12 protein-coding genes are annotated in these 14,387 nt (G+C 45.6%); 1 reads left to right on the forward strand and 11 read right to left on the reverse strand.

The window, feature by feature from the left end; genetic code table 11:
- Positions 1 to 83: 83 nt before the first annotated feature.
- From pnpS to BLV90_RS09110, 5 genes are all read right to left on the reverse strand, one after another.
- A complete protein-coding gene (pnpS, locus tag BLV90_RS09090) occupies positions 84 to 1,826 on the reverse strand; it encodes a two-component system histidine kinase PnpS (protein ID WP_091739593.1) in 1,743 nt (580 codons plus the stop codon).
- A 6-nt stretch (positions 1,827 to 1,832) separates the two neighbouring features.
- Entirely contained in the window at positions 1,833 to 2,543 is a 711-nt protein-coding gene (locus BLV90_RS09095) for a response regulator transcription factor (protein ID WP_091739596.1), read from the reverse strand.
- A 264-nt stretch (positions 2,544 to 2,807) separates the two neighbouring features.
- Positions 2,808 to 3,746 (reverse strand): malate dehydrogenase, encoded by a 939-nt coding sequence (gene mdh, locus BLV90_RS09100; RefSeq protein WP_091739599.1) that lies wholly within the window; start codon positions 3,744 to 3,746, stop codon positions 2,808 to 2,810.
- A 34-nt stretch (positions 3,747 to 3,780) separates the two neighbouring features.
- Positions 3,781 to 5,067, reverse strand: coding sequence for an NADP-dependent isocitrate dehydrogenase (gene icd / locus BLV90_RS09105; RefSeq protein ID WP_091739602.1), 1,287 nt, complete (start codon positions 5,065 to 5,067; stop codon positions 3,781 to 3,783).
- 66 nt (positions 5,068 to 5,133) lie between these two features.
- Entirely contained in the window at positions 5,134 to 6,246 is a 1,113-nt protein-coding gene (locus BLV90_RS09110; RefSeq protein WP_091739606.1) for a citrate synthase, read from the reverse strand.
- Positions 6,247 to 7,000: 754 nt separating this feature from the next.
- On the opposite strand from BLV90_RS09110, the gene ytvI reads away from it, so the two are divergent.
- On the forward strand, positions 7,001 to 8,161 hold the full coding sequence (gene ytvI / locus BLV90_RS09115) for a sporulation integral membrane protein YtvI (protein WP_177167975.1): 1,161 nt from the start codon (positions 7,001 to 7,003) through the stop codon (positions 8,159 to 8,161).
- Between the two features lie 10 nt (positions 8,162 to 8,171).
- Here ytvI and BLV90_RS09120 read toward each other — a convergent pair whose 3' ends face one another.
- From BLV90_RS09120 to accD, 6 genes are all read right to left on the reverse strand, one after another.
- Positions 8,172 to 8,573, reverse strand: coding sequence for an FxsA family protein (locus tag BLV90_RS09120; RefSeq protein WP_091739613.1), 402 nt, complete (start codon positions 8,571 to 8,573; stop codon positions 8,172 to 8,174).
- A gap of 17 nt (positions 8,574 to 8,590) precedes the next feature.
- The gene (locus BLV90_RS09125) at positions 8,591 to 9,010 is read right to left on the reverse strand and encodes an acyl-CoA thioesterase (RefSeq protein WP_091739616.1); all 420 of its coding nucleotides are present in this window, start codon (positions 9,008 to 9,010) and stop codon (positions 8,591 to 8,593) included.
- A 465-nt stretch (positions 9,011 to 9,475) separates the two neighbouring features.
- The gene (gene pyk / locus BLV90_RS09130; RefSeq protein ID WP_091739619.1) at positions 9,476 to 11,224 is read right to left on the reverse strand and encodes a pyruvate kinase; all 1,749 of its coding nucleotides are present in this window, start codon (positions 11,222 to 11,224) and stop codon (positions 9,476 to 9,478) included.
- An 18-nt stretch (positions 11,225 to 11,242) separates the two neighbouring features.
- Complete coding sequence (gene pfkA, locus BLV90_RS09135; RefSeq protein ID WP_091739621.1) at positions 11,243 to 12,202, reverse strand: 6-phosphofructokinase; 960 nt, start codon at positions 12,200 to 12,202, stop codon at positions 11,243 to 11,245.
- A 162-nt stretch (positions 12,203 to 12,364) separates the two neighbouring features.
- Complete coding sequence (locus BLV90_RS09140; protein ID WP_091739626.1) at positions 12,365 to 13,333, reverse strand: acetyl-CoA carboxylase carboxyltransferase subunit alpha; 969 nt, start codon at positions 13,331 to 13,333, stop codon at positions 12,365 to 12,367.
- On the reverse strand, positions 13,326 to 14,189 hold the full coding sequence (gene accD / locus BLV90_RS09145) for an acetyl-CoA carboxylase, carboxyltransferase subunit beta (RefSeq protein WP_091739628.1): 864 nt from the start codon (positions 14,187 to 14,189) through the stop codon (positions 13,326 to 13,328). The genes BLV90_RS09140 and accD overlap by 8 nt, the downstream gene beginning before the upstream one ends.
- Positions 14,190 to 14,387: the final 198 nt, after the last annotated feature.

Raw genomic sequence — 14,387 nt, forward strand, 5'->3', positions numbered from 1 at the left:
TCTTTTGTACTAGAGTAAATGGATTGTAAAGGTTTTATTAAGGCATCATTCCATTCCCTAATATCCATAAAAAAAAGAGCCCCTTAACGGGGAAAACGGAGTGTAAATACCGTTTTCTTCCCTACTTGGCTCTCTACATCAATCGTTCCCCGATGGGCTTCTACCAAATGCTTTACAATCGCAAGCCCAAGGCCTGTCCCTCCTGAATCCCGGGATCTCGCCTTATCCACTCGATAAAAACGCTCAAAAATGCGCGGTAGATCCTCGCTCGGAATCCCAACCCCCGTATCCTCCACTTGGAGCCACCAGCTCGTCTCTTCTAAACCGGTCGTAACCGTGATGCTTCCACCAGCAGGAGTATACGCCATCGCATTGGCAACGAGATTAATCACAATTTGTGAAAAACGATCAGGGTCTACGCGAACGACAAATTCTTGTTCTCCTTTGATATGTAATTGTAAATCCTTTTTACGAAGCTCCTCCTCCATAGTTCTCACTGTAGGGCGAATCAAATCATCTACAATCACTTCTGCCACTTGAAGACGTACTTTACGCGATTCTATTTTAGAAAGGTCTAAGAGATCACCGATCAATCGTTCAAGGCGCAAACTTTCGTGATGGATAATCTCTAGGAACTCGCGCCTCATAGCAGGGTCATCTACCGCTCCATCCAGTAATGTTTCAGCAAAACCTCGTAAAGAGGTAACAGGGGTTTTTAATTCATGAGATACATTGGCCACAAACTCTGTACGGAGCTTCTCTAGGTAACGGATGGGTGTAATGTCATGGAGTACAATCACGACTCCCATCCCCACCGTCTCACCACCCCAAATAGGTGTAAGTGAAGCTTCCAAAATTCGTTCTGTTGGAAAATATAAATGAAGCTCATCCCTGACAGACTCTCGTGATTCTTTACAATGGTTAACCAACCCATGTAGCTCATGAAATACAGGGAAATCGGACAAGAATTTATTGATCAAGCTTGTCGACCCAAGATCAAATAACCTCTGCATCGCCTGATTAGCTACCGTGATCTTCTCTTCAGAATCCACCATCAAAAGACCACTCTCCATCGTTTCAATCACACCGGTCAATCGGCGCTCACTCTTTCGGATGGTCTCCAACTGATACCGTAGCCCTGCCGCCATCCGATTGATCGCGGTAGCTAACCGTCCGATCTCATCTTGTTTTTTCACAGGAATACGGCGATGATACTTATTTCGTGCTACATCCACCGCCACCTGGGTAATCTCTTCAATCGGCCGCGTAATCCGCGAAGCTAACCGTGAGCTGACGAAAGCCGCCACTGTATAAGCAAGGACGAGACCGATAATCATTGAGACCCATACTTGGCGAAGAGAATGATTAATGGTGCCCAGATTGACCGTGATCCGAAGAGCCCCTTTTCTCACTCCATCATAGTCGACAGGAACATAAACAGCCAATTGGTTATTGGTGACGACGCGCTCAAAGGAACCCTGTTCCTTTTTCTGTAGGATCCGCTTAACAGCAGGAATTTTTTTTAAGTCTGTATTCTTCTCCTGATGTTGATGGGAGTCACTTAACACATTTCCCTTACCATCCAGCAACGTCACGTGGGCACCCAGAGTTTGGCCATATAGTCTCGTCTGTCTACGAAAATTAGCCTTTCCTGGGGTTGTGCTCTCCCAATCCAAGCTTTTTGCCAACAACTGCCCTTCTTTTCCCATGCGTTCACCCAACGAGTCCGTATAGGCCGCTTTCATCAGGAAAGAAACAAACAACCCTGTAATCAAAACGGAGAGGCCAGTTAGCCATAAAAAAGTGATAAACAGTCGCCCACGCAAAGAATTTCAACCCTCCTTAGGGCCTTCAAATTTGTATCCAATCCCCCGTACCGTTTTAATATAAACAGGATTTCGCGAATCCTCCTCCACCTTTTCCCGTAAGTGGCTGACATGGACATCAACGATACGCGTATCCCCAATATAGTCATAATCCCAAACAGCATTGAGTAATTGGTCCCGAGATAATACCTTCCCTCGATGATTCGCTAAATAGATCAAGAGTTCAAATTCCTTTGGTGTAAGGTCAATCATTCGCTGACGATGGTGCACTTCGTAACCATCAAGATCGATGGTTAGCTCACCTATTTGCAAAAATTGCTTCGATGAATCCTCATCGTTTTGCCGAAGGGCTTCCATCCGACGAAAGATCGCCTTTACTCGTGCGGTCAGTTCTCGCGGACTAAAGGGCTTTGTCATATAGTCATCTGCCCCTAGTTCAAGGCCCAGAACTTTATCAAACTCTTCGGTTTTTGCAGTGAGCATAAGGATCGGCAGATGATGGCTATGTGCTCGTACTTGTTTACAAACTTCAAGACCATCCACTTTAGGGAGCATGAGATCAAGTATTAGAAGATCGGGTTGATCTTCTTTTATTTTGGCAAGAGCAGCCTCTCCGTCAGCTGCTACAAGCACTTGAAAACCTTCTTTTTCCAAGTTGAATTGAACTAGTTTGATGATGGAAGGTTCATCATCGACGACCAATACCTTTTTGCTCATTTTTCCATCCTCCGCTTTCGGTTTTGGAAATCTTATCTATTCATCATGGTACATGGTTTACTCTCCCTTCGTAAAGACCCTAAGAGTGGAAGGAAAACCACCAAATAGCAAAATAAAAAAGGAATATCCATAGCATTCTCCATACAGGACGTTCCTTATCGATTAGATGTTATATATTTTAAATGACAATCCAATCATGATAGCGCTTACATATTCAAGGATGGAAAAGGACTCGGGTTACCCGAGCCCTTTTAGACTGCAATATCAGTTTAATACTTTCATTACGGTGCGAACAGAATCCACAGACTTGTCCAAGGCTGCTTTTTCTTCAGCAGTCAGATCCAATTCGATGATCTGCTCAAGACCGTTGCCACCGAGGACAACAGGTACGCCCAGGTACATATTCTTATAGCCATACTCACCTTCAAGGTAAGCAATAGCAGGCAAGACGCGACGCTTGTCTTTTAAAATCGCTTCTGCCATCTGAACGAGGGATGCTGCTGGTGCATAGTAAGCACTACCATTACCGAGGAGTCCTACGATCTCTCCACCACCCTTACGAGTGCGTTCAACAATGGCTTCTAGGCGATCTTCAGGCAACCATTTGCTAAGGGGAATACCACCAGCGTAGGAGTAGCGAACGAGAGGGATCATGTCGTCGCCATGACCACCTAAAACAAAACCTGTCACATCTTCTACGGACAAGTTAAGCTCTTGTGCCACAAAAGTACGGAACCGTGCGGTGTCCAATACACCCGATTGTCCAATAACCCGATGTTTTGGGAAGCCAGAAGTACGGAACACTTCATAGGTCATCGCATCGACAGGGTTCGTTAAAACAAGAATGATGGTTTCTGGAGAATACTTTACGATTTGCTCTGTAACTGCACGCATCACTTTTGCATTGGTGCTTACGAGATCGTCCCGGCTCATGCCTGGTTTTCGTGCAATCCCTGCGGTGATAATAACAACATCAGAATCAGCGGTATCTGCATAATCCACAGTACCGATAATGTTGGCATCAAAGCCCTCTACAGGAGATGCTTCCAACATATCGAGCGCTTTCCCTTTAGTAGGACCTTCAGCTTGCGGGATATCGACAAGTACAACATCTCCCAATTCTTTTTGGGCCAACATCAGCGCTGTTGTAGCCCCAGTAAAACCACTACCAATGACAGAGATCTTTCTTCTGCGGATAGACATGTTACATTACCTCCCGATTATATCCGTTAAATGATTACAGGTTTTCGATTAGCTTAGTCGCAAACTCAGAACATTTTAGCTCTTGAGCGCCATCCATCAAGCGTGCAAAATCATAGGTGACCGTTTTCTGTCCAATGGTTTTATCCATTGCACGATAAATACGATCAGCCGCTTCTTGCCAGCCAAGATGTTCTAACATCAAAACACCAGAAAGGATTACAGAGCCAGGGTTCACTTTGTCCATACCTGCATATTTTGGAGCGGTACCGTGGGTTGCTTCAAAAATAGCATGACCACTTTCAAAGTTGATGTTCGCACCCGGTGCAATACCAATTCCACCAACCTGAGCAGCAAGTGCATCAGAAATATAGTCTCCGTTTAGGTTAAGTGTAGCGATCACATCGTACTCAGCCGGACGAGTCAGGATCTGCTGTAAGAAGGCATCTGCGATAGAATCCTTGACCAACAGTTTGCCAGCGGCCTCTGCTTCAGACTGAGCTTGGTTGGCTGCATCCACGCCATGTTTATCTTTGACTTCATCGTAATCCCGCCAGGTGAAAACTTGGTCACGGAATTCTTTGTGAGCCAATTCGTAACCCCAGGCTTTGAAAGCACCTTCAGTATATTTCATGATATTACCTTTATGAACGAGGGTCACACTCTTACGACCATGGTTTAGAGCATACTGAATCGCAGCACGGACTAAGCGCTCCGTACCTTCCTTAGAAACCGGTTTAATACCGATACCAGAGGTTTCTGGGAAGCGAATCTTCTTCACACCCATCTCCTCTTGCATAAAACGAATCATTTTTTTAGCTTCTTCGGTTTCAGCTTCCCACTCAATCCCAGCATAGATGTCTTCGGAATTTTCCCGAAAAATCACCATATCCACCTGTTCTGGCCTTTTCACCGGAGAAGGTACCCCATTGAAGTACCGAACAGGACGGACACAGGCAAAGAGATCCAGCTCCTGACGAAGTGCTACGTTAAGGGAGCGAATCCCCCCACCTACGGGTGTAGTCAGAGGGCCCTTGATCGCTACATAGTACTCTTCGATCGCTTTTAAAGTCGCATCAGGAAGCCACTCGCTAAAACGATCATGGGCTTTTTCCCCAGCAAAGATTTCAAACCACTCGATCTTTTTCTTGGAACCGTATGCTTTTTCTACAGCAGCATCAAATACACGTTGAGCGGCAGCCCAGATATCCGATCCAATCCCGTCTCCTTCAATGAAGGGAATGATCGGTTGATCGGGAACTTGAAGTTCGCCATTGTTTAGGGTAATTTTTTCTCCTGATTGAGGCGCTTCATACTGTGCCATGTAATCACTCTCCTGATTGTTGATCCATTTGTGATTCGCTTCTATGTGTTTTCTCTCTGTGGAAAGTCAGCGCTCATCGATTGGAATATACTTTTGGTTGGTTGGGCCAACATAGTCTGCACGCGGTCGGATGAGACGGTTATCCCCATACTGTTCCAAGATGTGAGCAGTCCAACCCGATATCCGGCTGATCGCAAAAATCGGGGTAAATAAGTTGAGAGGAATTCCAAGGTAATAGTAGGTAGACGCAGAGTAGAAGTCCACATTGGGCTTAAGGCCTTTTTCAGCTTGAACGATTTCGTCAATTTTGATGGACATCTCGTACCATTTTGTGTCACCTGTTTGCTCACCCAACTGACGGGACATTTCACGAAGATGCTTGGCGCGTGGATCTCCATCTTTGTACACGCGATGGCCAAAGCCCATGATCTTTTCTTTGTTTGCCAATCTCTGTTCGATCACTTCTGGTGCACGCTCAACACTACCAATTTCCTCCAAGGTACGCATGACTTGCTCGTTCGCACCTCCGTGTAGAGGTCCCTTCAATGCACTGATCGCTGCGGTGACAGCAGAGTACAGGTCTGTCAAGGTTGCGGTCGTTACACGAGCAGCGAAGGTAGATGCATTCAACTCATGGTCTGCATGGAGGATCAACGCTTTGTCAATCGCTTCTACAGCGACGGGGGATGGCTCTTCTCCATGAAGCATATAAACAAAGTTTTGGGCAAAGTCATACTCAGGATGAGGAGCTACTGGCTCCAACCCTTTTCCAATCCGATACAATGCAGCAACAATCGTTGGCATTTTAGCGGTAAGGCTGACTGCTTTTTTGTAGTTACCTTCAACGGTCTTGTCCTCTGGATTGTCATCATATAGTCCAAGTGCAGATACAGCAGTACGTAGCGCTGCCATTGGATGTGCATCCCTTGGATATGCTTTCAACTGAGCCAGAACAGCTTCAGGTACTGGAGCCTCCTGGGATAGTTCTTTTTTGAGTTGAGCCAGCTCTTCCCGATTAGGAAGATGGCCTTTCCAAAGAAGATAAGCTGTCTCCTCGAAGTTCGCCTTCTCTGTCAATTCGTCGATGTTGAACCCTCTATAGGTGAGTACCCCATCAATTATTGAGCTGATCTGGGAAGTTAGAGCAACGATACCCTCCAATCCTTTTGCAACCGACACAACGATCTCTCCTTTACTTCATTAAGGTATGGTATTCCGGGCACAAGGTAATCCCTCCTTGCCTTGTGGGAAGGAAAGATTACAGTTTTTATAAGTATGAAGGCGAAGCGCTTACGAATGCGGGAAAGGTTGCATTCGTAATCTGTACACAGGCGCTCCGCATGAAAGTTGAAGTAAAAGAACCGCTTTCGACGCAATGGTCTGCATCAGCTCGATTACTTAATAACTAACTGCTTTTGGGTGCCCCGTTTCGCCTATACCAGTGTACCACAAAAAAAAACGTTTCGTACACGGAGTAAGTCTATTTCCGCCATTGAATAGTCATACCCTTTTGACACTCCCATGCCTGAAGGCTGGGGGTTCTTGAGAGCTCCCATCTACTGACGGGATCATCTCCAAGCATAGACGGTCTGCCCGACCCCTTCTCGCAAAAAATAAGCCACAAATTACCATATAAAGAATGGAGTCCCTTTCTTAGCTTGAATTAATACGATTCCAGGGATTTAATCTTCAAGCTGAAAGGGCAAAGATCAACATTATAGTGTTATCAGCATCATTTTTATATATTATTTTTTGTATTTATATAAAAATATATTAAATATATAAAATAATATTATTAATAATCAACTTTTAATTGAATACCCGTTTCGTGAAAAACATGATAAACTGAGCACATCTTTAATTGACCTTCTGGTTGTACATATACCTTAAGGGGAATGCTGGAAGAAACTACGTTAAAGGAGGAGCGAGACGTTTGAATCGAGATGTTAGCTGGCCCATCGCTCGCGGTCTCCTTGTTATCGGGAGTATCATCGCAGGCTACTATATTCTATTGTTTGCTATGCCACTTATCTACCCCTTCCTCATCGGCTGGTTGATTGCCATGATAGCTGAACCCATTGTCCGTTGGTTGGAGAGACGCTATCGTGTTCCGCGATGGGCAGGTGTAACTATTACATTGCTTTTACTCATCGCAATATTAATCACCTTATTAACCTTGTTAGTATCTGAAATTGTCGTTTTTCTCATCCGACTATCGGATTGGATTCCTGCCTGGATCAATGATATCAATACGTATATCCTTACCACCTTTTTTAATGGACACTCTGAACTAAGCCGACTGATCGACAATATCCAAAGCTATCTTGAGAAAAATCCTCAGCAACGGTCCGAAATCGTCAACAGCATTCAAGACAATATTGGAATCGTCGCCAACAAAGGTACCCAACTGATCACTGATATCATCGCAGGCATCGGGACCTTTTTAAGTAATCTTCCCTATTTTGCCATGGTATTGGTATTTTGTATACTTGCCGCATTTTTCATCGCCTTTGACTGGCCACGATTAAAACGAAGCTTACTAAGAATCACCCCTGATCATGTTCAACATACAGGTAGTTTGGTAATTACCGATCTGAAACGGGCACTCTTTGGCTTTATACGAGCCCAGCTCACCTTAGTAACCATCACAGGGATTCTTGTATGGGTCGGATTGATGATTATGGGGATCCGTTACGTGATAACCATTGCGATAGTCACTGCAATCGTCGATTTACTTCCCTATCTAGGTGTAGGGTCTGTCTTGATCCCATGGTCCATTGTTCTACTGCTTACAGGTGATATCGAGCTCGGGATCGGATTAGCGATCCTTTACTTAATTATCATCCTTGTGCGCCAAACCATCGAACCTAAATTGGTAGCTACAAATATTGGGCTGAATCCGCTTTTCACCTTGTTCGCGCTCTTTGTCGGTCTTAAACTTTTGGGAGTTATCGGATTGATTGTAGGGCCTACACTGGCGGTTATCCTGATCGCTCTTTATCGCGCTAATGTATTTCGTGATTTATGGTTTTACATACGTCATGGGAGAACCCCCAATACAAAAGGTACCTCACAAATAAAAAGCCCTGATTAAGGGCTTTTTATTATGGGTATCGACGACTGATCCAATTCATATTCCCTTTTTCGATCCACGCGAGCAACTTGCGTTTCGCAGCAATTTTGGCGATCCCACGAGTTAGCGGAATCAATAACAATACACCGAGGATATCCGTCAAAAAGCCAGGTACAAGCAGAAGAAATCCTCCAAGAAGAATACAAATCCCATCTATAATTGCTTCTCCTGGTAACTGACGATTCTCCAATTGCACCTTAGCCAATTGGAGAACAGCTATTCCCTGTTTGCGAGCAAACAAGGCTCCAATTAGACTGGTAGCGACGACAATCCCAACCGTGGGTAGAGGGCCAATCCAGCTTCCCACAGCAACTAACCCCCATATTTCCACGATAGCCACAACCAACACGATAAACATTCCGATGCGAATCATGGATTCACTCTCCCGGATTATTGGTTATTACTCATTTCTTCTTTTAATATTCTAAAAAGGGTAGGATGAACGTCTTGAAGCCGTACGGGTTTCATGCTTCGATCCACCCATAAATGAGTGGTCTCACCATGAGCGACTCGGTTTTCCGACTCAACCTGCAACAATTTATAGGTGAGAACGATCTTCGCTCCCCGCATTTCCTTAATCCTTGTATGCACCAGGATCTGATCATCAAAACGCACAGGCGAGACAAATCGGCAGTGTAAATCCACGACCGGTAATAACAAGCCTTGTTGCTCTAATACACTATAGGAATAACCAACCTTTCGAATGAGCGCACTTCTACCCTCTTCAAACCATATGGGGTAGACACTATGGTGAACAACCCCCATTTGATCAGTCTCCTGATAGCGCACACTGATCTGTGTCTTTACCATGGACTACCTTGCCCTCCAGTGTTTTAATAAGGCTTTTTCCCTAAGTATAACGCACCTATCAACAACCTAGTCTCCAGTCACCGTGTCAATCAGTGTACATTTTTATCACCCTAGCGTAGCCATTTCAAATAGCCGCCTCATTTGCACTATTTTGAAGGTATTGGCTGATACTCCATCTCTGATGGGGCTCGCTGCTCAGAGTTACATAATTCACGCGGAAATTACACATCCTGTGAATAGCCAAACCTTCTTAAAGAAGATACAATAAAGACACTGAAAGATTCGGGAACATAGAAGAAAGGAGTTGTCCCTAATGAAGCGCCGACAACGCCAAAAACGGCGGAAAAAACTACGCTGGTGGATATTCCCTCGTCTGGGTGTCCTATAACACAAACCGTCGGCTTCCGTTGGGTGAGATCGTATTAAAAAAGCGCTGGTTAGTCCAGCGCTTTTTTCTATGGTGCATTACAGTACAGATCTTCCAGAGTAAATATGACCTCGTTCACAGTCGACAGTAACTTGCATATCATCTTCAAAAATGTCCATTGCATTGGTTACCCCGACAATCACAGGTACTCCGATGTTAATGCCCACTACAGCCGTATGGCAGGTAAGTCCCCCTTCTTCCACAATGACCGCGGCTGCGCGCTTAAAGGAATCGATCATATCCCGATCTGTCGATGGAGTGATAAGAATTGCTCCATCTTTCATTTTGCCTCGAATCTCCTCAGCAGATGTCCCCAATACGGCTTTCCCAGTCAATACTTTCCTCCCAATTCCTTGCCCCTTTGCTAGCATATCCCCAATCACGTGCACTTTCATCAGATTGGTTGTGCCTGATTGACTGACCGGCACACCACCCGTGATCACTACAGAGTCCCCATGGTTTACAAACCCTGCTTCAAGAGAGGCGTGAATCGCCGTTTGGAGCATTTCATCCGTAGATGTAACTGCTGTACTTTTGACCGGATGGATTCCCCACACTAAAGCTAGCTTACGCATGACATTTTCGTGAACAGTTACGGCGATAATAGAGGCCTTGGGACGATATTTAGAAACGAGTCGTGCTGTGCGACCACTCTCGGTAGAAGTAATAATGGCAGAAGAGTTCAAAGTGGAGGCTGTATGAACAACAGCTTGGCTAATCGAATCAGGAATGCTAACTTCCTGTGCTTCCATTCGCTCACGGAAGAGATCCTGATATCGAAGCGAACTTTCTGCACGACAAGCGATGTTAGCCATCGTTTCCACAGCTTCAACTGGATACTTCCCATTGGCTGTCTCTCCTGATAGCATGATCGCGTCTGTTCCATCGAAGATGGCGTTAGCTACATCGCTCGCTTCTGCCCGTGTCGGGCGAGGATTGCGTTGCATGGAATCCAGCATTTGTGTAGCGGTAATAACTGGTTTACCACGATCATTACACTGACGAATCAGCTGCTTTTGATGAATCGGCACGTCCTCCGCAGGCACTTCTACACCTAGATCCCCTCTGGCAACCATAAGCCCATCGGAAGCTTCCAGGATAGCATCTAGATTTTTAATTCCTTCCTGATTTTCGATTTTGGAGATGATATGGATATTGGCCATATTCTCTTCCAACAATCTGCGGATCTCCATCACATCTCCAGCCTTACGCACAAAGGATGCAGCGATAAAGTCTACACTTTCTTTAATCCCAAACAAGATGTCTGCCACATCTTTCTCAGTGATACCAGGAAGATTAACAGAGACTCCTGGTACGTTAACCCCTTTACGGCTTTTTAATGGACCTCCGTTTTCAATACGACAGTGAATATTGTTCCCGTCCACTTTTTCTACAGTAAGTCCAATAAGACCATCATCGATCAAAATGGTAGAGCCTGGATGAACATCATTCACTAACCCTGGATAGGAGATGGAAACCCGTGTCGCATCGCCTTCAACAGTGTCTGCAGTCAAGGTGAAACGCTCTCCCGCTACAAGCTCTACTTCATCGACTCCTAGGACACCTGTACGAATCTCTGGTCCCTTTGTATCAAGCAAAATCGCCACATTTTTACCTAACTCTTTCCCTACTGCACGAATACGGTCAATCCGTTCCTTATGCTCCTCATGGGAACCATGGGAAAAATTTAATCGTGCGACATTCATCCCTGCTTCAATCAATTGCCGTAATATCTTAGGATCCTCACTCGTCGGACCAATCGTACACACGATTTTTGTTTTCCTCATCCTTCTAATCACCCTTTCTTATATCGCCAGAATGCTAGCCAAATCATACATAGACATATCGGGCTGATGTTTCATGGAGAAGGCTGTATCAAAGTTAATCGCCGTAATCTCATTGTTACGAATCGCCACCATTTTATCATGTTCCCCCGCTAGTAATAGATCCACAGCATTAGCACCCATTTGGCTTGCCAGTACCCGATCAAATGCAGAGGGTGAGCCTCCACGCTGGATATGTCCAAGAACCGTTACACGGGTTTCTTCACCTGTTTTCTCCTTGATCTTCTTACCGATTTCGAAGGCGTTTCCGGCACCTTCTGCAACGACGATAATGCTATGTTTTTTATCCCGACGATCTCCTCTAGCAAGACGTTCCACTATGTCATCCAATTCATAAGGTGCCTCGGGGACGAGAATCGATTCTGCTCCATCGGCAAGACCCGCCCACAATGCGATATCTCCAGCATCACGACCCATCACTTCAACGATGTAAGTCCGTTCATGGGAAGAAGCTGTATCTCTGATACGGTCAATATTTTGAATGACTGTGTTTACCGCCGTATCAAATCCGATCGTAAAATCCGTCCCTGGGATATCATTATCAATTGTACCTGGAACGCCAATCGTAGGGTAACCAAGGGCGGTCAAATGTTGCGCTCCACGAAAGCTACCATCTCCACCGATTACTACTATCCCCCCAATTCCATGCTGTTGTAAATTGGATACCGCCTTTTCTCGTCCTTCAGGAGTGCGGAACTCTTCACATCGAGCAGAACGGAGAATGGTTCCCCCTCGATGGATGATATCTCCTACCGAACCGAGCTCCATTGTAATAAAATCCCCTTGAATGAGTCCTGTGTAACCTCTTTGTACTCCAATAACATCGAGTCCATGATGATGTCCTTTACGAACAACCGCACGGATTGCCGCATTCATACCTGGAGAATCCCCACCACTCGTTAAAACTGCGATTCTTTCCATTGTTTATTTTCACCTCAAAGATAGTTATACCCAGCTTTTCTATTTACCCATGTCAAAACCTCTTCTTTTAGATACCTTCTTCACTACAAGTCACAGAATAAAGATTTTCCCGCAGGGACATTTTTTGTCCCTGCGGGACAAAAAAGAGAAAACCGAGGGCGATTACCCGTTACCCACGGTTGTAAAAACCCCGATCTTTTCAAATTTGCGATGGCGATCCAATACAAGGTCCTCTTCTTTCATACTGAGCAATGGAGTTAACTCTTCCTGAATCGCTTCCTGAATCGCATGTGCCTGAGTTGTCACATCTTTATGGGCGCCACCCTTTGGCTCAGGAATAATTTTATCCACTACTCCGAGAGAGTAGAGATCCTGCGCTGTGATTTTAAGAGCTTCCGCCGCTTCCTGCGCCTTCGTTGAATCTCGCCACAGAATCGCAGCGGCCCCTTCTGGGGAGATCACCGAGTAGTAGGCGTTCTCCAGCATCAGCAATCGATTACCCACACTGATTGCAAGAGCTCCACCACTTCCTCCCTCCCCTGTCACCACACAAATGATCGGTACACGTAAGCCTGCCATTTCCCTTAGGTTTCTAGCGATGGCTTCCGATTGTCCTCTCTCCTCCGCCTCCACCCCAGGATGAGCCCCCTGGGTATCGACGAAACAGATAATCGGACGATTAAATTTATCCGCTTGTTGCATCAAACGGAGCGCCTTCCGATATCCTTCTGGATGAGGAAGACCGAAGTTGCGGGCGATCTTATCCTTCGTATCCTTCCCACGCTCATGACCAATAACGGTTACAGGTGAACCATTAAATTTCGCTATACCACCAATGATTGCTGGATCGTCTCCATATAAGCGATCCCCATGTAGTTCAATGAAGTCCGTAAAAATATGCTGAATATAGTCTTGCGTCGTGGGCCTAGATACGTGCCGAGCTATCTGCACTTTTTGCCATGTAGTCAGATTACCATAAATCTGCCCTTCCAACCGACGGGCTTTCTCCTCAAGAGTGGCAATCTCTTCAGACAGGTCAATCTCTTTATCCTGAGTAAACTTCCGTAGCTCTGCAATCTTATCGCGCAATTCAACCAGCGGTTTTTCAAAGGCGAGTTGTCCATTATTCATGGCTCTCTCTTCCTCCTGAATGCAAGTCTAGAATCCGAGTGAGCATCTCCCGCATCTCTCCCCGGGAAACCACTTCGTCCAATTGACCATGCTTGAGGAGAAACTCTGCCGTCTGAAAATCCTCTGGCAATTTCTGACGAACCGTCTGTTCAATCACTCGTCTTCCTGCAAATCCGATTAATGCCTGCGGCTCAGCGATATTAATATCACCAAGGGAAGAGAAGCTAGCGGACACACCGCCTGTTGTTGGATTAGTCAACACGGAGACAAAAAGAACTTTTTCCCGGTGCATTCTCTCTAACGCAGCACTGGTCTTTGCCATTTGCATTAGAGAAAGAACACCCTCCTGCATCCGAGCGCCTCCTGAGGCAGAAAACAAGATAAAGGGATATTTTTTCTTCGTCGCTCTTATCGCCGCACGAGCAATTTTTTCCCCAACAACCGATCCCATGCTCCCCATCCGAAAGCGTGAATCCATCACCCCGATGACTGCAGGGTAGCCACCGATGGTCCCCTCACCCGTCATCACAGCTTCATTCATTTGGGTTTTTTCAATATCTAGCTTTACTTTATCCACATAGTTAGGAAAATTAAGGGGATCCATCGAAATCAGATCCGCATCATATTCAAAAAAACGCCCCTCGTCTACGGTCGACTGGATTCGATCTGGTGCAGACATGGAGAAGTGGTACTGACAGCTCTTACACACTTTCAGATTCTTCTCCAGTTCCTTCGTGATGAGGATCGTCCCACACCGGGGACATTTTTGCATAATGCCCTCAGGGATATCCTTTTTAGCATGTTCCGTAGGTATAGTGGCGTATTTCTTCTGTTTCCGGAATAGATCCTTTAACACGAGAAACACCTCATCCGAGCATATAATTGTAGGAATTCCTTATGCAGAGTATCAAATCAGCACGTTCTGCACTTCTTTCCATTCGACTCTGGGGAATTTCATCTTCATCTGTTCACTGAAGCGCATAGGCCTTTTCACCAGGAATCCTGGGATCGCGGATTCGCTCAACCTTCTGCTGGTTAGGAGATAGGCCTACCT

It is taken from the genome of Marininema mesophilum (genome assembly GCF_900106775.1).
GTDB lineage: Bacteria > Bacillota > Bacilli > Thermoactinomycetales > DSM-45169 > Marininema > Marininema mesophilum.

Coding starts and splice junctions, on each gene's coding strand:
- BLV90_RS09140 (WP_091739626.1), bottom strand. CDS start 13,333: ATGAATAATGGACAACTCGCCTTTGAAAAACCGCTGGTTGAATTGCGC.
- BLV90_RS09125 (WP_091739616.1), bottom strand. CDS start 9,010: ATGGTAAAGACACAGATCAGTGTGCGCTATCAGGAGACTGATCAAATG.
- BLV90_RS09120 (WP_091739613.1), bottom strand. CDS start 8,573: ATGATTCGCATCGGAATGTTTATCGTGTTGGTTGTGGCTATCGTGGAA.
- icd (WP_091739602.1), bottom strand. CDS start 5,067: ATGGCACAGTATGAAGCGCCTCAATCAGGAGAAAAAATTACCCTAAAC.
- mdh (WP_091739599.1), bottom strand. CDS start 3,746: ATGTCTATCCGCAGAAGAAAGATCTCTGTCATTGGTAGTGGTTTTACT.
- pfkA (WP_091739621.1), bottom strand. CDS start 12,202: ATGGAAAGAATCGCAGTTTTAACGAGTGGTGGGGATTCTCCAGGTATG.
- BLV90_RS09095 (WP_091739596.1), bottom strand. CDS start 2,543: ATGAGCAAAAAGGTATTGGTCGTCGATGATGAACCTTCCATCATCAAA.
- pyk (WP_091739619.1), bottom strand. CDS start 11,224: ATGAGGAAAACAAAAATCGTGTGTACGATTGGTCCGACGAGTGAGGAT.